19 protein-coding genes are annotated in these 19,210 nt (G+C 34.2%); 8 read left to right on the forward strand and 11 right to left on the reverse strand.

The features are described from left to right. From ACFO3N_RS05685 to ACFO3N_RS05710, 6 genes are all read left to right on the forward strand, one after another. Positions 1-1,452: a glycoside hydrolase family 30 protein gene (locus ACFO3N_RS05685; RefSeq protein ID WP_379795949.1), complete on the forward strand. Its 1,452-nt coding sequence runs from the start codon at positions 1-3 to the stop codon at positions 1,450-1,452. Positions 1,453-1,480: 28 nt separating this feature from the next. Further along, a complete protein-coding gene (locus ACFO3N_RS05690) occupies positions 1,481-2,953 on the forward strand; it encodes a glycoside hydrolase family 30 protein (protein ID WP_379795951.1) in 1,473 nt (490 codons plus the stop codon). 124 nt (positions 2,954-3,077) lie between these two features. Continuing rightward, a complete protein-coding gene (locus ACFO3N_RS05695) occupies positions 3,078-4,151 on the forward strand; it encodes a glycoside hydrolase family 16 protein (protein WP_379795953.1) in 1,074 nt (357 codons plus the stop codon). Between the two features lie 72 nt (positions 4,152-4,223). Next, positions 4,224-5,063, forward strand: coding sequence for an endonuclease/exonuclease/phosphatase family protein (locus tag ACFO3N_RS05700; protein ID WP_250834198.1), 840 nt, complete (start codon positions 4,224-4,226; stop codon positions 5,061-5,063). A gap of 2 nt (positions 5,064-5,065) precedes the next feature. After that, positions 5,066-6,490: a glycoside hydrolase family 30 protein gene (locus ACFO3N_RS05705; RefSeq protein WP_379795955.1), complete on the forward strand. Its 1,425-nt coding sequence runs from the start codon at positions 5,066-5,068 to the stop codon at positions 6,488-6,490. Between the two features lie 12 nt (positions 6,491-6,502). After that, positions 6,503-8,731 (forward strand): glycoside hydrolase family 3 N-terminal domain-containing protein, encoded by a 2,229-nt coding sequence (locus ACFO3N_RS05710; protein WP_379795957.1) that lies wholly within the window; start codon positions 6,503-6,505, stop codon positions 8,729-8,731. 46 nt (positions 8,732-8,777) lie between these two features. On the opposite strand, the gene ACFO3N_RS05715 is transcribed toward ACFO3N_RS05710, so the two are convergent. Together ACFO3N_RS05715 and ACFO3N_RS05720 are read right to left on the reverse strand one after the other, a co-directional pair. Further along, a complete protein-coding gene (locus ACFO3N_RS05715; RefSeq protein WP_379795959.1) occupies positions 8,778-10,799 on the reverse strand; it encodes a hypothetical protein in 2,022 nt (673 codons plus the stop codon). Positions 10,800-10,955: 156 nt separating this feature from the next. Next, entirely contained in the window at positions 10,956-11,213 is a 258-nt protein-coding gene (locus ACFO3N_RS05720) for a hypothetical protein (protein ID WP_379795961.1), read from the reverse strand. A gap of 283 nt (positions 11,214-11,496) precedes the next feature. Between ACFO3N_RS05720 and ACFO3N_RS05725 the strand changes: the two genes are divergently transcribed. Both ACFO3N_RS05725 and ACFO3N_RS05730 read left to right on the forward strand, forming a co-directional pair. Then, positions 11,497-12,252 (forward strand): NUDIX hydrolase, encoded by a 756-nt coding sequence (locus ACFO3N_RS05725; protein ID WP_379795963.1) that lies wholly within the window; start codon positions 11,497-11,499, stop codon positions 12,250-12,252. A gap of 63 nt (positions 12,253-12,315) precedes the next feature. Beyond that, the gene (locus ACFO3N_RS05730; RefSeq protein WP_379795965.1) at positions 12,316-12,636 is read left to right on the forward strand and encodes an MmcQ/YjbR family DNA-binding protein; all 321 of its coding nucleotides are present in this window, start codon (positions 12,316-12,318) and stop codon (positions 12,634-12,636) included. 4 nt (positions 12,637-12,640) lie between these two features. Here the strand turns inward: ACFO3N_RS05730 and ACFO3N_RS05735 are convergent, their stop codons facing one another. From ACFO3N_RS05735 to ACFO3N_RS05775, 9 genes are all read right to left on the reverse strand, one after another. Continuing rightward, positions 12,641-13,249, reverse strand: a complete 609-nt coding sequence (locus ACFO3N_RS05735; RefSeq protein WP_379795967.1) for an alpha-ketoglutarate-dependent dioxygenase AlkB family protein — start codon at positions 13,247-13,249, stop codon at positions 12,641-12,643. Further along, entirely contained in the window at positions 13,236-13,481 is a 246-nt protein-coding gene (locus ACFO3N_RS05740) for an Ada metal-binding domain-containing protein (RefSeq protein WP_379795969.1), read from the reverse strand. The genes ACFO3N_RS05735 and ACFO3N_RS05740 overlap by 14 nt, the downstream gene beginning before the upstream one ends. A gap of 235 nt (positions 13,482-13,716) precedes the next feature. Beyond that, positions 13,717-14,430, reverse strand: a complete 714-nt coding sequence (locus ACFO3N_RS05745) for a 2OG-Fe(II) oxygenase (protein WP_379795971.1) — start codon at positions 14,428-14,430, stop codon at positions 13,717-13,719. Between the two features lie 82 nt (positions 14,431-14,512). After that, positions 14,513-15,355 carry a bifunctional helix-turn-helix domain-containing protein/methylated-DNA--[protein]-cysteine S-methyltransferase gene (locus tag ACFO3N_RS05750; RefSeq protein ID WP_379795973.1) on the reverse strand — a complete coding sequence of 281 codons (843 nt, stop codon included), beginning with the start codon at positions 15,353-15,355 and terminating at the stop codon, positions 14,513-14,515. Between the two features lie 354 nt (positions 15,356-15,709). Continuing rightward, a complete protein-coding gene (locus tag ACFO3N_RS05755) occupies positions 15,710-16,177 on the reverse strand; it encodes a GNAT family N-acetyltransferase (RefSeq protein ID WP_379795975.1) in 468 nt (155 codons plus the stop codon). A gap of 27 nt (positions 16,178-16,204) precedes the next feature. Further along, positions 16,205-17,164, reverse strand: coding sequence for a Fic family protein (locus ACFO3N_RS05760; RefSeq protein ID WP_379796466.1), 960 nt, complete (start codon positions 17,162-17,164; stop codon positions 16,205-16,207). 42 nt (positions 17,165-17,206) lie between these two features. After that, the gene (locus ACFO3N_RS05765; RefSeq protein WP_379795977.1) at positions 17,207-17,539 is read right to left on the reverse strand and encodes a DMT family transporter; all 333 of its coding nucleotides are present in this window, start codon (positions 17,537-17,539) and stop codon (positions 17,207-17,209) included. Positions 17,540-17,578: 39 nt separating this feature from the next. Beyond that, the gene (locus ACFO3N_RS05770) at positions 17,579-18,658 is read right to left on the reverse strand and encodes a hypothetical protein (RefSeq protein WP_379795979.1); all 1,080 of its coding nucleotides are present in this window, start codon (positions 18,656-18,658) and stop codon (positions 17,579-17,581) included. A 10-nt stretch (positions 18,659-18,668) separates the two neighbouring features. Continuing rightward, positions 18,669-18,953, reverse strand: coding sequence for a hypothetical protein (locus ACFO3N_RS05775; RefSeq protein ID WP_379795981.1), 285 nt, complete (start codon positions 18,951-18,953; stop codon positions 18,669-18,671). Positions 18,954-19,210: the final 257 nt, after the last annotated feature.

Below are 19,210 nucleotides of genomic sequence, written 5' to 3' on the forward strand. Positions count from 1 at the left end.
ATGAAAGTTACATCTCAAATATTTTTATCAGCCTTTGTCTTAATACAATTAAGCGGTTTTAGCTCAAAAATAACAGCTCAAAAAAACAGCAAAATAAAGGTTTATACTACTGCCGAAAACACCAATTTGAAATTGACTTTATCAAATGATTTAATTTCAAAAAACAACACTACACAACAAAAAACACCAACAGTATCTATTCGAGTAAATACTGAAAAAACAGACCAGACCTTCCTCGGAATCGGGGGCGCAATTACAGATGCAAGTGCAGAAGTTTTCGCAAAATTATCAACCAAAAAACAGCAGGAATTCTTAACTGCCTATTACGATAAAAACAAAGGTATTGGTTATACTTTGGCAAGAACAAACATTCACAGCTGCGATTTCAGCAGTGACAGCTATACTTATGTTTCTGAAGGAGACAAAGAACTAAAGACTTTTAATATAAACCACGATCGCAAATATAGAATTCCATTAATTAAAAAAGCAATTGAAACAGCCGGCGGAAAACTAACCTTATTTGTTAGCCCATGGAGTCCCCCAGCATTCATGAAAGACAATAATGATATTTTGCACGGCGGCGTTTTGTTGCCAGAATTTGCTCCTGCTTGGGCATTGTATTATGCTAAGTTTATAAAAGAATACGAAAAAGAAGGAATCCCAATCTGGGGTTTAACAGTTCAGAACGAACCAATGGCTAAACAAAGCTGGGAATCTTGCATTTACACTCCAGAAGCAGAAAGAGATTTTCTTAAAAACCATCTTGGGCCAACTTTAGAAAAAGAAGGGTTGGGTTGTAAAAACGTTATTATTTGGGATCATAATAGGGGAGATATGTTGGAAAAAAGAGCCAATCTTGTTTTCTCAGACCCAGAAGTTTCTAAGTATGCTTGGGGAATTGGATTTCACTGGTATGAAACTTGGAATGGAGGCCCGCCTCAATTTGAATCGGTAGCGAAAGTTCATGAAGCATTTCCAAATAAAAATCTCCTTTTTACCGAAGGATGTATTGAGAAATTTGATGCCACAAAATATCAATTTTGGGGAAATGCAGAACGTTACGGAATCAATATGATTCATGATTTTAATAATGGCACTGTAGGTTGGACAGATTGGAATATTCTTTTAGACCAAAATGGAGGCCCAAATCATGTTGGCAATTTCTGTTTTGCGCCAATCCATGCCGATACCACAAAAGATGAATTAATCTATACCCCAATGTATTATTATATTGGACATTTCTCAAAATTCATTAGACCAAATGCAAAAAGAGTACTTGAAACCGTAAACGACAAATCGTTGTTAAGCACTTCTTTTAAAAATTCTGACGGACAATTGATTACAATCGTAATGAATCAATCTGAAAAAGAGATTGTTTATTCTTTAGAAAATCAAAAAGAAAAAACAACAATTACAATTCCGGCACACGCTATACAGACAATTGTATATTAATTGTCAGCTAACTAAATAACCACGAAATATGAAATTTAATCTAAAGAACACCATAAAAGCGTTTTTCTTTATGGCAGCTGTAATGGCTCAAGTAAAATGCTCTTCTTCAAGCGATCCGGTAGAAAATCCGCCAGTAGATCCACCAGTTGTAAACCCGCCAGTAGTGGTAACAAACGATGTTGATTTTTGGCTTACAAAAGGTAATCAAAGTGTTTTATTGGCAAAACAATCAGGAACATTAGGATTTAGTACAACAGCAAATGGGTATGCTAATATTGAAGTGAATGCTGCTCAAAAATACCAGACTATCGATGGTTTCGGATATACTTTGACAGGAGGAAGCGTAGATGTTATAAACCAATTAAATGCGGCTAAAAGAACGGCTCTTTTGCAAGAATTATTCGGAAATGGAGAAAACTCAATTGGAGTGAGTTATATCAGAATCAGTATCGGAGCTTCAGATTTAAATGCAACACCATTTACTTACGACGATCTTGCAGCTGGAGAAACAGATTTAAATCTAGAGAAATTTAGTTTAGAAAAAGACAAAAATCTAATTGCCATGCTGAAAGAAATTGTGGCAATTAATCCTAAAATATTAATCTTAGCAACGCCTTGGTCTGCGCCTATTTGGATGAAAGATGTAGCAAGTTTTAAAGGCGGAAAACTGAAAACAGAATACTATGATGTTTACGCTAAATATTTTGTAAAATACATTCAGCAGATGAAAGCAGAAGGAATTACAATCGATGCTGTAACTCCTCAAAACGAACCTTTGCATGACGGGAATAATCCAAGTATGTATATGTCTGCCACTGATCAGGGGAATTTTATTAAAAAGAGCTTAGGGCCTGCATTTAAAGCCGCAAATCTAAACGTAAAAATTATTGCCTACGATCACAATTGCGATAATCCAAATTATCCAAAAGCAATTTTGGCAGATGCAGATGCCTTTCCTTTTGTAGACGGATCGGCTTTTCATTTATATGCAGGAGATATTAGTGCGCTAACCAATGTGTACAATTCTTATCCGACCAAAAACGTATATTTTACAGAACAATGGACTTCTTCTGAAGGTAGTTTTGATGGCGATTTAAAATGGCATCTTCGTAATGTAATTATCGGATCAATGAGAAATTACAGTAAAAATGCTTTAGAATGGAATATGGCAAATAATGCAAATTTTGGTCCGCACACTGATGGTGGTTGTACAATGTGTAAAGGAGCTATCACGATAACTTCAGCCGATAGTTTTCAGCGTAATGTGGCGTATTATATTATTGCTCATGCTTCAAAATTTGTTCCAATGGGATCTACTAGAATCGAGAGCAATTCTGGTGGTAGCTTGCAAAATGTTGCCTTTATTACGCCTTCAGGTTCTAAAGTATTAATTGTTGAAAATGATGGATCTGCAACAGAAACTTTCAATATTAAATTCAATGGAAAATGGGTAACCACTTCACTTGAAGGAGGATCTGTCGGAACTTATACTTGGAAATAAACGCATAAAATTTAAAACTCGTTTTGATCTAAAACTTTTTGTTATGAACAAAAACAAAAAGTAGAAGAAATAATATTTATCTTGATATTCAATTTATTAACTAAACCATTTAAATAATAAAAAGATGAAAATGATTAATCTCGCAAATAGAGCTGGAGTTCTTACTTTAATTCTGTTGTTTGTATTCCAATCTTGCAGCAGTAACAACGATACGACAGATACCCCTGTCGTTGTAGCTCCCGATAAAATTTCTGTAGAAGTTGATGTAGTGGGCAAAACCGCCGAAATGCCAAATGGAGACGGAAGCGGAAAAATTAATTTAAAAATTGATGCTCCTAATGCAAAGTCATATAAGGTAGTGGTAAACAACGAAACAAAAGAGTTTACAAGTAGTAGTTTTACATACGAATTTACGCAGCCAGGAACAAAAACCTATACGATTGATGTTACAGCATTTAACGGAATAAAATATACCAATACTTCTGCAACAGTAAATATTTTCGTAGCCAGAAAATTAATCTGGTCAGACGAATTTAATACAGACGGAGCTCCCGATTCTAATAAATGGGGTTATGATTTAGGAAACGGAAACGGTTTTGGAAATAACGAATTACAATATTACACAAACCGCCCTGAAAATGTAAAAATAGAAGGAGGTCTTTTGAAAATTACGGCAATCAAAGAAAATTACCAAGGAAGCCAATACACTTCTACAAGAATGCTAACCAAAGGGAAGTTTTCTTTTAAATACGGAAGAGCAGAGATTCGCGCAAAATTACCAGCTGGCGGCGGTACTTGGCCAGCTTTCTGGTTGCTTGGAGATAATATAGATACGGCAGGATGGCCGTTATGCGGAGAAATAGATATTTTAGAATCGGTTGGGAATAATCCTAATGTAATCCATTCGTCCTTGCATTCTCCAGGACGCTCAGGAAACACGCCAGATACCAAAACAACAACGGCTCCAAATTCGACAACCGAGTTTCATATTTATGCTGCAGAATGGGACGCAGAAAACATCAAATTTTTTGTAGACGATAATTTATTTTACACTTATAAAAACTCGAGCACAACTCCATTTAATGCCAAATTCTTTGTGATTATAAACTTTGCAATGGGAGGAAATTTTGGAGGAGCTGTCGATCCAAACTTTCAAAGAGCAACCTACGAAATTGATTATGTCAGAGTATATAATTAACATAATTTTTAAACAGATTTTTTTCTTTAAAGCCTCGTAAACACTAGCTTTACAAGATTAAAATTTTTTAACATGAAAAAGATAAACAAACTTGTTTTTGCAGTAATCCTGCTTTTAAGCGTGAACTCATTTTATGGTCAGAACTTAAAAATTATGACATATAATATCCGTTTGGATGTTGCTTCAGATGGAGAAAATGCGTGGCCGAACCGAAAAGATTATTTTACATCTCAAATTGGTTTTTACAGTCCAGATGTTTTCGGAGTTCAGGAAGCAACGCCAAACCAAGTGTTAGATATTGCATCGGCTTTGCCAAATTATAACAAATTCGGAGTTGGAAGAGAAGAAGGAGGTTTAGGTGAAGCGTGTACGATTTACTATAAAAAAGATCGTTTTAAGGTCGAACAATCTAATACTTTCTGGTTGTCTGAAACTCCAAATGTCGTTTCAAGAGGTTGGGATGCAGCTTGCAACAGAGTTTGTACATACGGACTTTTTAAAGATCTAAAAACTAAAAAAGTATTTTGGGTTTTCAATTTGCATTTAGATCACATGGGCGAAGAAGCTAGAGTAAAAGGCGTACAGCTTGCTCTTTCTAAAATAAAGGAATTAAACACAAAAAATTATCCCGCTTTTTTAATGGGTGATTTCAATTCTGAACCAAACACAACGCAAATTGGAGAAATCAAAAAAGTGATGGATGATACCAAAGATGTTTCAATAGAAAAGCCTTTCGGTCCTTCAGGAACTTTCAACGATTTCAAACACAATGAACCCGTAACATTATTATTAGACTACATTTTTATTTCAAAAAATAGTGGTCTAAAAGTTCAAAAACACGCAGTGTTAAGTGATTCCAAAGATTTAAAATATCCGTCAGATCATTTGCCTGTCTTAATAGAAATAGATTAAAAATGAAAAACATCAACAAAAAACTTCAAATCCTAGTTTTGCTGCCATTAATTGCAATGCAGTTCAACTGTGGATCTTCAACAAATACTGTAAAAAATACTGGAAAAGTTTCTTCTTGGATTACCACAACAGATGAAACTTCAAAACTTAAAAAACAACCTGAGTTAGTTTTCACTTCAGAAACAAATCCAAATCAAACCATTGAAGTAAATCCTTCAGAGAAATTCCAAACTATTGAAGGTTTCGGATTTTCATTAACAGGAGGAAGTGCGCAAGCAATTAAAAAACTAGACAAATCAAAAAGAGAAGCTTTGCTTCAGGAATTGTTTTCTAGAAAAGAAGATGCCATTGGTTTAAGTTATTTAAGAATAAGTATTGGAGCATCAGATTTGAATGAAAAAGTTTTTTCGTATGATGATATGCCAGAAGGTCAAACCGACTTAAAATTGGAACACTTTAATCTTGGTCCAGATTTAGACGATGTGATTCCGGTTTTGAAAGAGATTTTAGCTATAAATCCTAAAATCAAAATAATGGGTTCTCCGTGGTCGCCTCCAGTTTGGATGAAAGATAACGGAAGTTCAAAAGGCGGTAGTTTACAGCCAAAATACTATCAGGTTTATGCAGAATATTTTGTGAAATATATTCAGGCAATGAAATCGCACGGAATTGTAATTGATGCGATTACGCCTCAAAATGAGCCTTTACACCCAGGAAACAATCCAAGTTTGTTAATGTTGGCAGAGCAGCAAGCAGATTTTGTTGGGAATAATTTGGGTCCCGCTTTCGCGAAAGCAGGAATCAAAACCAAAATTATTGTTTACGACCACAACTGTAATAAACCAGAATATCCTTTGACGATTTTAAGAGATCCAAAAGCAAATCCGTTTGTAGCAGGATCAGCTTTTCACTTGTATGAAGGAGACATTAGTGCTTTATCAACTGTTCATAATGAATTTCCAAATAAGGATTTGTATTTTACAGAACAGTATACCGGAAGCGGAACTAATTTCGAAACCGACTTGAAATGGAGTGTTAAAAATGTAGTAATTGGCTCAATGCGTAACTGGAGTAAAAATGCGCTTTCTTGGGGATTAGCAAATGATGAGTTTTACAAACCTTTCACGCCAGGAGGATGTTCAACTTGTAAAGGTGCTTTGATGATTGATCAAAATCAGAATATCAAAAGAGAAGTAGGATATTACATTATCGGACATGCTTCTAAATTTGTTCCAGAAGGTTCAGTAAGAATTGGTAGTAATATCATTGGGAATTTACACAATGTTTCTTTCATAACTCCGTTAGGACAAACAGTTTTAATTGTAGAAAATGACGGAGCTTCAGCAGAAACTTTTAATATAAAATACAACGACAAACAAACTACAACCACACTAAACGCAGGAGCAGTTGCTACTTACGTTTGGTAAACCACTTAAACTATGAAAAAAGCAATTACAATTACACTGTTTATGCTCTCGCTTTTTGCGACGGCACAGCAGCAGTCAATAGATCAGAAAGTCAATGATCTGTTGAAAAAAATGACAATTGAAGAAAAAATTGGTCAGCTAAATCAGTACACTGGCGACAATCAGGCAACAGGACCAATTACAATTAATCCGAACAAACAAAACGAAATCAAACAAGGTTTAATTGGTTCGATGCTAAATGTTATCGGAACAAAATATACAAGAGGATATCAGGAATTGGCGATGCAGTCAAGACTTAAAATTCCGCTGTTGTTTGGCCAAGACGTTATTCACGGTTACAAAATGACTTTTCCTCTTCCGTTAGCAGAAGCGGCAAGTTGGGATTTAGCAGCAATCGAATTGGGCGCAAGAGTGGCGGCAACAGAAGCAGCAGCAAGCGGAATTCATTGGACGTTTGCTCCAATGGTAGATATTGGTCGTGATCCTCGCTGGGGACGTGTAATGGAAGGCGCGGGAGAAGATACTTACTTAGGTTCTAAAATTGCTTACGCAAGAGTAAAAGGTTTTCAAGGAAACAAACTGGGAGACTTAAACTCTGTTATGGCCTGTGTAAAACATTTCGCGGCTTATGGAGCAGGAGTTGGAGGAAGAGATTACAACTCTGTAGACATGAGCGAAAGAATGTTATGGGAAACCTATTTACCGCCATTTAAAGCGGCTTTAGATGCAGGAGCTGCAACATTTATGAATTCATTTAATGATATTAACGGAATTCCAGCAACTGGAAATGCGCATTTGCAAAGAGATATCTTAAAAGGGAAATGGAACTTTCAAGGTTTCGTAGTTTCAGACTGGGGATCAATTGGAGAAATGGTAGCTCATGGTTATTCTAAAGATCTTAAAGAAGCCGCTTATTCAGCGATTACTGCAGGAAGCGACATGGATATGGAAAGTAATGCATACCGTAAGCATTTAGCAGAGTTAGTAAAAGAAGGCAGAGTTTCTATTGATTTAATTGATGATGCTGTAAAACGTATTCTTCGCAAGAAATTCGAATTAGGATTATTTGATGACCCTTACAGATACTCAGACGAAAAACGTGCTGAAAAAGCATTAAACAATCCAGAACACAGAAAAGCAGCTAGAGAAATGGCTGAAAAAAGTATCGTTTTATTAAAGAACGAAAACCAAACTTTGCCAATTTCAAAAAATGCTAAAACCATTGCTTTTATTGGCCCAATGGTAAAAGAATATAAAGAAAACATGGGATTCTGGTCTGTAGAACTTCCAGAAGTTGATTACAATAAATGGATCGTTTCGCAATGGGATGGATTGCAAAATAAAGTGGGCAAAAACACCAAATTATTGTATGCAAAAGGTTGTGAAATAGAAGGAACAAACAAAGATGGTTTTGCAGAAGCGGTTGCGACAGCTAAACAAGCCGATGTTGTGATTTTGAGTATTGGTGAAAGACGCGACATGAGCGGTGAAGCCAAAAGTAGAAGCGACTTGAATTTGCCAGGAGTTCAAGAAGATTTAGTAAAAGCAGTTATGGCAACAGGAAAACCAGTTGTAGTTTTAATAAATGCTGGAAGACCTTTGGTTTTCAACTGGACTGCAGATAATGTTCCAGCAATTTTATACACTTGGTGGTTAGGAACTGAAGCTGGAAATGCTATTGCAAATGTTTTGTTTGGAGACTACAATCCGTCTGGAAAATTGCCAATGACTTTTCCAAGAGAAGTAGGGCAGATTCCAATTTACTACAATCACTTCAGCACAGGAAGACCTGCTAAAGACGAAAACGCAACAAACTATGTTTCGGCTTATATCGACTTGAAAAACTCTCCAAAATATCCTTTTGGATATGGTTTGAGCTATACAACGTTTGATTATTCAGGTTTAAAATTATCTTCAACTAAAATAAAAAGCAATGAAACGATTAAAGTTTCTTTCCAATTAAAAAATAGCGGAAAAGTAGCTGGAGAAGAAGTCGCTCAATTGTATTTGAAAGATAAATTTGGATCTGTTGTAAGACCCGTTTTAGAATTAAGAGATTTCCAGAAAGTGAAATTAAATGCAGGAGAATCTAAAACAATCGAATTTACAATTGACAAAGAGAAACTTTCTTTCTATAATGATAAAGTAGAATGGGTTGCTGAACCAGGAGATTTTGAAGTTATGATCGGAACTTCATCAGCAGATATTAAATTAAGATCTGATTTTGAATTAGTAAACTAAATGAAAAACGGGGCTTCTTTTTGAGCCCCGTTTTTTTATATCGAAATTATTTTAATCGTTTTTTAAAACTATATTTCAGCATGTTCATTAAACCTTGTTCGATAATGTCAATTCCAACTCCATAATTACTGTCGGCAATTTCATGATGAGCATTTCTAAAATCTTCAAAATCTTCACTTGGAATTTCTAAGTTGATCAACGGTTTATAATCAACAACTATAGAAGCACCATGTTTGGTTACTTTTTTACGGCTTGTAAAATCAAAATAAGGATTTGTGATCGTACTTTCCTGAATTGTATATTTTTCCTGAGTATCGATTTTTTGATCTGTTGTTAAATTGATTTCGTACTTCTCGTTATCAAAATTATGCCAAAACAAAAGATCCGTGTGCATAAAGTCGCGTGCAGCATTTTTAACCACATTGCGATCAAAATACATTAGAAAGCGATTCTTTTCGGCATCTATAAAATACGGATTTTCGACTGTAGCATTATACTGAATCGTAAATTCATTTAGTTTTTTATCATCACTTACAAGTTCAATCGTCGCATCTTTAAAAATGGTTCTGATATCCGTTCCGTTTCGATCATTAGAATAATTTAAAGCATAGAACAAGAAATTATTCCAGCTGTCAATGATCTCTCTTTTGTTTGTGTTTTTGAAATATTTACGCATATAATTGGCACGACCTCCTTTGTAAGTCGAAACCAATTTTAGCGTTCCTATATTATTTTGAGCACTAAAATCTGCTTTTTCAGTTATTCCATAATAAGGAAATCTGTAAGGCTCCTTAATCTGCAATTCCTGATTTGGTTTTACTTCCAAATAATGCATAAAATAGATGTAGCCGCGATTTTCAATTAACCCAAATTCGTCTCTTGAAGTAGCATCAACAAAATAAGTTTCGCCTTTGTAATTGATTTTTACAATAACGTGATTAAAAGTCAATAATGACGGAAGGTAATATTTAATGTAAAGATCTGAATTGAAATTAACCAAAACTACAGAAGCATCAACATTGATATAATCTAAAACCACTTTCAGTAAAACCGACTTTGCCTTGCAATCTCCCTGTTTATTTTCATACGTTACTGATGGCTCTTGCGGTTTATGGCCATTCATTTCATCCGCATTATAAATATAGTAAACATGGTTCTGCACGTAATCAATTGCAAATTGTAATTTTTCGTCTTGATCTGCAATGGCATCCAATTTTTCTACAAGTTTTGGAGCAAATTCTGTTAAAGAAGCTTTACTGTATATGTCTTCGTAAAGCGGAGAAATGTAATTTGATAAGTCACCCCAGTTACGATCTGTTGCAAAATCAATAAAAGGAGCAATTTCTCGGTTTGAATCAAAAGAGTTAATATAATCTTCTTTTTCGATTACAAATTTTTCTCCTTTTTTCAAGAAATTAATTTCTGGTTCCAAAACATTTCCTTCTTCATCTCTAAAGAATGTTTTTTTGTATGTAATTGGTTCCTTTCTGTCATTGATAAAAGAAAACTTGTATTTGCCATAAGCCCAGTAAGTACTTGGTGTTACGTACACATACTTAAGAAATTCTTTTCGCATAAAATCGCGATCAGTAAAAACCTTGGTACGCGAATCTTCAGTAATTAAAACATCATAAAGGCGTAAATCTTTAATCGTAATATTTACTTTTTTGTTACTGCTTAAAATGCCGCCTTCACTCTGATTTTCACTATCTAAAACTTTAATTTTAGTATCAGGAATTTTATCAATCAAAACACCATCTCTCAGCACGCTAATTCTGTGTATCAGATAAGTTTCATTTTCTTCTACAACAACATCTTTTACCGAAGCGTTTTCAAGATTTGAAGGCTCGTTAAGTGTATAGGCAACGCAAGCATATTCGCTGTTTTCGGTATCGCTTGTGTAGTAGATTTTATCTAAGAAGTAGCAGAAATCACGACCTTCTTCAACTTGTTTGTTTGAGAAATCGGATTCTTTTATATAGTCGATAAGTTGATCGTCATTAATTGTAGGGGCCCAGTTTTCTGGTTTTTGAATTTTGTAACTTTCTGATTCAATGATGTTTTCCATGTATTCGGTCTATAGGGGTATATTCTTACTTTTAAAACGGCTAAAATAACTAATAAATGACCATTTTCTTTCATTTTATTGTAAAATTTATAATAAAAAACCTCACCGAAGTGAGGCCAGCATTATAAATTATAAATTATAAAAATGTGTAGGTATTTATTTTAAAACGGTATTTATAAAATCCATTGCGCCAATTCCTTTGTAAGATGCATACAAAGCTTTTTCATAAGCTTCTCTCTTTGCTTTTTTGTCTTTTGCATCAGTTTCGACAATCATTTCATTGAAAATTCTCTCCTGTTCTTCGCTATATTTTAGAGATTCTTCCAGAAGATATGTTTTCGAAACAAATCCGAATGAAGACCAGATTCTGGATCTAATTTTTTTATTGATGTCTTTTAAAGGATTGGTAATCATAACTTCTGCATTTAAATTTCTACGCTCACTTGAAGAAAAATGGAAACAGCTTGTATTATTTTTCTTTGAATTTGATTCTAATTTTAACAATTAAAATCATTAATGTGTTATTATGACGCAATGTACTTATTTTTTTTAAATTTGATTTTAAATTTTCGTTAAAATTGTAGTTTCAACACTTCTGTTTTAATGAAAGTCAGCGCTTTGTTTCTATAACATATTTGCATTTTATAAAAATGAAGTAAATTGCAGCGTTATTAAAAGAAGAATTTATACCCATCTGATGTTAAAAGACATTATAGATAATAACGAAAATTATCAACCAGGACTTTCTATAGACTGTGTCATTTTTGGTTTTCATGACAATCAGTTAAAAGTTTTATTGATTAAAGTGGAACGAGCCAATAAATGGTCTTTGCCCGGCGGTTTTATTCCTGTAGATCAAGATATTGATACGGCTGCAATCACGGTATTGAATGGCAGAACAGGTGTTGATGGAGTATTTTTAAGGCAATTTGCAACCTTTGGAAAAGTAAATCGCAACCATCAGCATTTTGATAAAAAAACCTTGGAATATCTCCAAATTGAAGAAGAAAAAGGAAAATGGCTAACGCGCCGTTTTGTTACAATTGGATATTATGCTTTGGTGGATTTTTCTAAAATTCTTCCTAACCCAACAGGCAGATATGAAATAGTGGAATGGATTGATCATAAAGAAGTTCCCGAGCTTATTCTAGATCATAAGGAAATTTTGGATAAAGCCTTAGACACTTTACGTACAGAATTAAATTTAATGCCAGTGGGTTACAATTTATTGCCAGAGAAATTTACCATTCCAGAACTGCAAAAATTGTACGAAACAATTTTGGATAAAAAATTAGACCGGCGAAACTTTTTACGTAAAATCACCAATATAGGAATCCTTAACAAATTGGACGAAAAGAAAAGTAACGTCGCACATAAAGCTCCAAACTTATATTCTTTCGATAAAGAAAAATACGATGAGGTGCTTAAAAACGGACTGAATCAAGGGTGGTAAATTTTACATAACGAAGACCTAACAGGTTTTTAAAACCTGTTAGGTCTAACTAAAAAAGCCGATATGATTTCAATTGAAGAATTTAGGAAATTAGCAATGTCATTTCCAGATGCTACCGAAGAGCCCCATTTTGAGAAAACTTCCTTTCGAAGCAAAAAGAAGATTTTTGCCACTTTTGACGAAAAAAATAATCGCGCCGTTTTAAAACTAAACGAAATCGACCAATCCGTTTTTTGTGCTTCGAGCGAAAAGATTTTTTATCCAATCCCGAATAAATGGGGAGCACAAGGCTGGACTATTGTTGAACTTTCAAGAGTGAGACCCGAAATGTTTGAAGATGCCTTAATACGTTCGTATGAAAATGTTGCTACAAAAAAGAAGTAACATTTTATCTCACAATAGTTCTAAAAGTTAAATTTACTCGAGGTTTTTGGGTTGTTTTTGTTGGAGGTAATCGATGTAACCAATGTGTTTGTGTTTCATCTTTCATAACCAATAAACTTCCGTGTTCCAGAATTAGAGAAATAGTTTCTTTGGTTTCTTTATGTTTGAAGGCAAATTTACGTTCGGCACCAAAACTTACCGATCCGATTGCGCCATTTTTTTTTAAATCCTTCTCGGCATCGCTGTGCCAAGCCATTCCTTCTTCGCCAGTATGATATAAATTTAGTAAGCAAGAATTGAAAGTTTCTCCCGTTTTCTCTTCAATGATTTTCTTTAACTTTAAAAGTTCAGGAGTCCAAGGCAACGCTTTTTTGGTAGTATTGGAATATGTATATTCAAATTCCTGATCGCCGTACCAAGCTACTTTTCTTTTGGTCAAAATTAATTTTCCGAAGATCACCGCTTCGTCATTTTTCCATTCAATTGTATTTAATAAGACATCGCGATAGAAATCGGCTTCCTGTCTGGAGAAGCATTTTCCATAATAATTCACCGTTCCATCTTTCGGAAGCAGATTAGTTGTTTCGTCTGTTTGAGGATTAAATAAGTCCATTTTTCCATTTTTGATATTCCGATTTCATACAATGCCCGCACGGCCTGAAACCATTTTGTTTGGCGTCATTTTCAGATAAAAAGAAAACACGATTTTCTCGTTTCATTCTTTTTCCCGAAGAACATTTGAGCGTTCCGTAGATTTTTAATTTTTGATTGCCGCCGAAACAAATTTCCGCATTTTTAATTTTATTTCGAAGATCTGAATCTGAAATTTTATTGTGTTCAGTCATAGTTTTATCGCATTTTTATTCTGTAGAGGCGCACTGCAGTGCGTCTACGCAAAGATTGGTTTTTAATTTGCCACAGATTAAAAAAAATATTAGGATTAAAATCTGTTTAAATCTGCGGTATCTGTGAGAAAAATGCCTTTGCAGATTTGCGTTACGTAGACGCACTGTGGTGCGTCTCTACAGATATGCATTGTTTTGAAACCTTTGCACCTTTGCGCCTCTGTACCCTTGCACCTTAATTTAACGCATCATGAAAAATAATTCCCAACGTGTATCTTTCGCCAGAATGAACTTCGCTTACTCCATGTTTCATATTCACGCGATAATAGCCTTTTGTACCTTTTACAGGTCTGAAATTAGTTGTAAAAACGAGAATATCTCCCTTTTTAGGTTTTAAGACAATCGCTTTCGATTGTGCTCGCGGAGTTTGTTGCGTCAGCACAAATTCACCGCCAGTAAAATCTTCATCAGGTTCGTTTAGAAAAAGCACAATTTGAATAGGAAAAAATACATCTCCATATAAATCCTGATGTAAAGTATTGAATCCGCTTTTTCCATACTTTAAAATTAGAACCGTCGCTTTCAGCTGATTATTGTCGTGACATTGTTTCAATAATTCTTCGTGTTTGTTAGGAAAAACGGTATTGATGTTCAACGCTTTCATCCAAGAATTAGCAATCGGAGCCAGTTTAGGATAAATTGATGAACGAAGATCTTGAATTAAACTAGGCAACGGATAATTGAAATATTTGTATTCGCCTAAACCAAATCTATAACGTTCCATAACAACTGTTTTTCGATATAAATTCGGATTGTCATAATCGAATTTTAAATTTGCGCATTGTTCGTCATTAAGTACTTTTGGAATAATGGCAAAGCCGTTTTCGTGCATAGATTCGGTGATGCTTTCCCAATCTTGGGAAGCGATTTTTGATTGTGTATTTTGCATAGCAATTAGATTTTATGAAATTTTCAATGAAGATTAATCATTGAAATTTGGAATTTGGGATTCGAAATTTGGAATTTTGTTTTCATGGATTTATTTGAGCACCTTCCCAGCCAATAATGGCTGTTTTTCGTGTATTTCCCCACATATAGCCACCAAATGTTCCCGAAGATTGAATTACGCGGTGACAGGGAATTAAAAACGCTACAGGATTACTTCCAATTGCTGTTCCAACTGCTCGTGATGCATTTGGTTTTTGAATTTGATGCGCAATAGTTCCATATGTAGAAAGCTGTCCCATTGGGATTTTTAGTAAAGTTTCCCAAACTTTCAATTGAAAATCGGTTCCTTTTAAATGCAGTTTGATTTCAGATAATTTGCTCCAATCGTTTTGAAAAATGAATAAGGCATTTTGCTGCAATAAATCCAGTTTTTTCGAAAATTGAGCATTCGGGAATTTATCTTTCAACGCAATAAATCCGGTTATTTCATCTTCGGCGAAAGCCATAAAACAAACGCCTTTTTGAGTAGACGCAACAATAATATTCCCAAATGGACTTTCGGCAAAACTGTAATTTATTTCAAGATTTTTTCCTCCGTTTTTATATTCGGCCGGAGTCATTCCTTCGATATTTACAAATAAATCATGAAGACGGCTGGTTCCTGAAAGGCCAGTTTCAAAAGCAGTTTCAGATATTGTGGCTTGATTTTCTTTAAGTAACTTTTTAGCGTGTTCGATACTGGTATATTGTAAAAACTTCTTCGGACTTGTTCCTGCCCATTCACTAAAAAGTCTCTGAAAGTGAAATGGGCTCAAATGCACTTTTTCTGCAACCTCATCTAGATTGGGCTGCTCTTTAAAATTAGCTTTGATATAATCTATAGCTTCAGCGATACGATTATAATTTATGGTTTCCTGTGTGTTCATCTTCTTTCCATTTTATAATACAAATATCGATTGGTTTTAGAAGGTATAAAATCCGAAACTTGCTGAGTTTTTTTACCGCAAGGAGCGCTAAGGTTTACGCAAAGTACGCAAAGTTTTTTTTCTCGCAAAGACGCGAAGACGCTGAGTTTTTTTAACCGCAAGGAGCGCTAAGGTTTACGCCAAAGTTTGCAATATTTTTAATCTCGCAAAGACGCAGAGTAGCAAAGATTTTTCTCAATTTTGTCTTCCTGAGCGAAGTCGAAGGATCTCAAAGTAATTCTACAAAGATTATAAACTTAAAAAATAAAACTTTGCGACTCTGCGTCTTTGCGAGAGATTTATTTCGCTAGACTTTTATTGTTTTAATTGCTTCTCCATTTTGTAATTGATCAGTTCAATATTTAAGCGTATGTTTTTTTGCTCAGCTTTTGCAACAAATCCTTTCTTTTCAAAAAAAGGTTTGGCAGTAATGCTAATATCCGAAGTTATCATTTTTGAATGCTGTTTTTGAGCTTCAAGTTCTAATTCGGCTAAAAGTTTATCTGCAATTCCTTGTCGTTGAAAATCTTTATGAATGTAGAAAAAATCAATATAATTTTCGTCTTTTAAAGTTGCGAAACCTGCAATTTTGTTTTCAATTACCGCTAGTAAAACGTATTGTTTTTCAATTACTTCAAGCCAGCGCTCTTTATTATTTACCCCATAAGTCCAAGCTTCAATTTGTTCTGCATTGTAGTCGTTTTTGCAAACAGATTGAATGGTCTGGACAAATAACTCCTGCATTTCGGGAAGATCTGAGATTGTAGCTTTTCGAATGTTCATATTTATATTTTTTTAACTGAAAGGAGGCTAAGGGTTAATTAAGGTGTATTTGGCAGTACTCTGATTTCCAGTAATATCAAAAAGTTTTAGTGACAATCCTTTTTTTAAATCTCGGCTTGCAGTAGCTGCAGAAATATCCTTAAAAACATGCATATAATCTTTTCGGGTAAATTCCTTAATTCCTAGAGAATAAAAATACTCTAATCGGTCAATGTCTTTTATTGTTCTGTTATCGTAATTAAGGAGATTTGCCAATGATTTATTTATCACATCTAACATATACTCGATAAAATGGGTTGATTTACCGCTGCTATCACTCATGGCTAGAGACTTATAATAACTGTCTTGCGTTTTACTTATCAATGTTTCAAAAGGCAAAAATTCAAAAACAGGATATTCCTCCATTAGAATAACCGTTTGCCATAATCTTCCCATTCTGCCGTTTCCGTCTAAAAAAGGATGAATAAATTCCATTTCATAGTGAAAGACACAGCTTTTTATTAAGGTTAGTTCATCTTTGTTTTTTAAATATTCAAATAAATCATTCATTAAAAAAGGAACATTTTCGTGAGGAGGAGCTATATGGGCGACTTCGGTTCCTTTTACAATTCCAACTCCTTGTTTTCGGTACTTTCCAGCATCAAGAATTAGATCTTTCATTAATGAGTGATGGGCATTTAAAAAGCTTTGAGGAGAAGTGGACTTATATTTTTCTAAATCTTCATAAACTTTAATTGCATTTAAAACTTCTAAAACGTCTTTTTGAGGGCCAATTACTCTCTTATTTTCAATTAAAGCTGTAATTTGTTCTTCTGTTAAAGTGTTGCCTTCAATTTGTAATGAAGAATGTATTGTTTTAATCCTGTTTTGCTTTCGTAGTTTTGGAGAATGCTTATCAAGATAAACAGCGTTCAGTGCTCCGATCTTTTCAGATATGGAACTTACCAGTTTTAATATGATGGGCGTAATATCGTAAGGAGGTTTCATGATAGTATCATTTGATACTATCAAAAATACTGTTTTTTTGATTTAATGCGCCGTAGTTTTAGAAAAAACATTAATTACAATTACGCCAATTACAATTAATGCAAGACCAATTATTGCTGGCAAATCTGGAATTTCTTTAAAGAAAATAGCACCAATTGCAGTAATTAAAACAATTCCGACTCCAGACCAAATGGCGTAAGCAAAACCAACGGGAATGGTTCTGATGGCAAAACTTAAAAAGTAAAATGCACCGCAATAACCAATAATGGTGATGATGCTTGGAATTAGTTTAGTAAATTCTTCAGACTTTTTTAATGCTGAAGTAGCAATAATTTCGAAGATTATGGCAAGGCCTAAAAATATAAAATTTTTCATAGTTCACTTTTTTACAAAGTTAAACTTTAAAGCTGAAAATTATTTAAGATTATCTGTTCTAGAAGAAACACTGATCAACTTATATCCGTTTTCTGTTCTTAGAAATTCAAAATGATCTTGCCCGCGATCGGTTTGCTTTTTTGGGTTGATAACAATATCCATTGTCGGATAAATCCAATCTTTAGATTCATTACAATGGTTGAAATAAATGTCGTATTCGCTTGTTTCAAAAATAAACTGATTTAATCCGCCAGAAGAAATAAAGTAATCTGTTTTTGGATTTTTAAGCTCCTGAAGTTTTAGTTTTAAATACGTATAATTTTGATTTATGAATTTGGTTTTCGAAGCATTTATCCAGCCGTCTGGTTCTTTCCAATAAGTGATTTTGGCGAAGGTGTGTTTTTCTAAATTGGCTTTGGATAAATCCTTAAGGAGAGTATTTTCTAACCAATATTTAAACTCTTTATCAAAATTTATGAAAGAATAATATTGTCCATCAACTCCAAGAAAACTGTCTCTTGTTGGATCTTTGCTAGGTTCTTTTGACTTCTCTAAAGAGTAAAAATTCAATTTGTCATTATAAGAGAAATTTTCAATCAGGACTTTGTTGTTAATATCGATTAAAAATTCTTTTCCTCCTGTCAAGAAAAAGTGTTCTCCATCTTGTTGTTTTTTGGCGTCTTTCAAAGCCGTAATCATTCCGTTTCTTACTTTGGTTAAGGCACTGTATTCTGCTGGAATTGCAATTTTTCCTTCAGCATTAAATACTCCCATTTTATCAGTTTTACGATCTGTAAATCTTATAAAACCTTCGTTTTCGCAGTCTGGACCATTATCAAATACATACAGGCTATCTCGCCCGACAATCTTTCCTTGTTTGGTTAAATAATAGCTGTTCCATTTGCCGTTTTCTTCTTCAGTAACAGCAATTATATTTTCAAATTTGCGCGCAATGGTAAAACCACTAAACTTGGGTTCTATTTTTATAACTCCGTTTTTGTCTTTAAACCCTGTTAACGTGGTGTCTTTGTTGTGAAATGCAGTCCAGATGTCATTGCTTTGAGCAAATGCTAAAGAATTAAAGAGAAAGAATAGGAATAGGATAAGGGGCTTTTTCATAGAAAAGTATTTATCGGATATGAACTTCTGTTTCGTTGTTTTTTGCTTCTTCAAAACAATCGGAACATAACATTTTAAAATCGGCTAAGGTTTCAAAAGCATCGGTCCAATCTTCTCCATTATCCAAAAGATATTGTTCGCAGGAACCGCACCAAGCAATTTGCGGAAGATCTTCCTCGGTTTCTGAATAGAAAAATCCAACTTGATTTTTTGAATCTATCGCAGTTGCGATATGAATGCAGGTAAAAGACATTTCTTTTGAGCCGTGTATGTCGCAGGAAATTTTTTCGATCATTTTTTGAATTTTAAAAAGCTTTAAGTTCAAATTTAAAGCTATAAATTAAAAACCTTGTAAATGTCTTGTTAAATTAAATTGTTCATGATCTACGTGAGCGTGAGGGATAGAAGTAGGCTACCAAAGTAGCACGGATAGCCCGACAGCATCCTGATAAGAGGGCGAATTAGCAGAAAGTATTTTTGCCCTCTTATCGGGATGGTGGCACGCCCAGATTATTTTTTTGTTCAAGTTTCAGGTTTCAAGTTTCAGCGTTA

The sequence above is a fragment of the Flavobacterium chungangensis genome (assembly GCF_042654045.1).
Classification (GTDB): Bacteria; Bacteroidota; Bacteroidia; order Flavobacteriales; family Flavobacteriaceae; genus Flavobacterium; species Flavobacterium chungangensis.

What these genes read in the sequence shown, in the direction of transcription:
- ACFO3N_RS05685 (WP_379795949.1), top strand. Translation starts at nt 1, where the DNA reads ATGAAAGTTACATCTCAAATATTTTTATCAGCCTTTGTCTTAATACAA.
- ACFO3N_RS05740 (WP_379795969.1), bottom strand. Translation starts at nt 13,481, where the DNA reads ATGACTGAACACAATAAAATTTCAGATTCAGATCTTCGAAATAAAATT.
- ACFO3N_RS05725 (WP_379795963.1), top strand. Translation starts at nt 11,497, where the DNA reads ATGTTAAAAGACATTATAGATAATAACGAAAATTATCAACCAGGACTT.
- ACFO3N_RS05755 (WP_379795975.1), bottom strand. Translation starts at nt 16,177, where the DNA reads ATGAACATTCGAAAAGCTACAATCTCAGATCTTCCCGAAATGCAGGAG.
- ACFO3N_RS05775 (WP_379795981.1), bottom strand. Translation starts at nt 18,953, where the DNA reads ATGATCGAAAAAATTTCCTGCGACATACACGGCTCAAAAGAAATGTCT.
- ACFO3N_RS05750 (WP_379795973.1), bottom strand. Translation starts at nt 15,355, where the DNA reads ATGAACACACAGGAAACCATAAATTATAATCGTATCGCTGAAGCTATA.
- ACFO3N_RS05705 (WP_379795955.1), top strand. Translation starts at nt 5,066, where the DNA reads ATGAAAAACATCAACAAAAAACTTCAAATCCTAGTTTTGCTGCCATTA.
- ACFO3N_RS05760 (WP_379796466.1), bottom strand. Translation starts at nt 17,164, where the DNA reads ATGAAACCTCCTTACGATATTACGCCCATCATATTAAAACTGGTAAGT.
- ACFO3N_RS05690 (WP_379795951.1), top strand. Translation starts at nt 1,481, where the DNA reads ATGAAATTTAATCTAAAGAACACCATAAAAGCGTTTTTCTTTATGGCA.
- ACFO3N_RS05730 (WP_379795965.1), top strand. Translation starts at nt 12,316, where the DNA reads ATGATTTCAATTGAAGAATTTAGGAAATTAGCAATGTCATTTCCAGAT.
- ACFO3N_RS05700 (WP_250834198.1), top strand. Translation starts at nt 4,224, where the DNA reads ATGAAAAAGATAAACAAACTTGTTTTTGCAGTAATCCTGCTTTTAAGC.
- ACFO3N_RS05745 (WP_379795971.1), bottom strand. Translation starts at nt 14,430, where the DNA reads ATGCAAAATACACAATCAAAAATCGCTTCCCAAGATTGGGAAAGCATC.
- ACFO3N_RS05765 (WP_379795977.1), bottom strand. Translation starts at nt 17,539, where the DNA reads ATGAAAAATTTTATATTTTTAGGCCTTGCCATAATCTTCGAAATTATT.
- ACFO3N_RS05720 (WP_379795961.1), bottom strand. Translation starts at nt 11,213, where the DNA reads ATGATTACCAATCCTTTAAAAGACATCAATAAAAAAATTAGATCCAGA.
- ACFO3N_RS05770 (WP_379795979.1), bottom strand. Translation starts at nt 18,658, where the DNA reads ATGAAAAAGCCCCTTATCCTATTCCTATTCTTTCTCTTTAATTCTTTA.
- ACFO3N_RS05735 (WP_379795967.1), bottom strand. Translation starts at nt 13,249, where the DNA reads ATGGACTTATTTAATCCTCAAACAGACGAAACAACTAATCTGCTTCCG.
- ACFO3N_RS05715 (WP_379795959.1), bottom strand. Translation starts at nt 10,799, where the DNA reads ATGGAAAACATCATTGAATCAGAAAGTTACAAAATTCAAAAACCAGAA.
- ACFO3N_RS05695 (WP_379795953.1), top strand. Translation starts at nt 3,078, where the DNA reads ATGAAAATGATTAATCTCGCAAATAGAGCTGGAGTTCTTACTTTAATT.
- ACFO3N_RS05710 (WP_379795957.1), top strand. Translation starts at nt 6,503, where the DNA reads ATGAAAAAAGCAATTACAATTACACTGTTTATGCTCTCGCTTTTTGCG.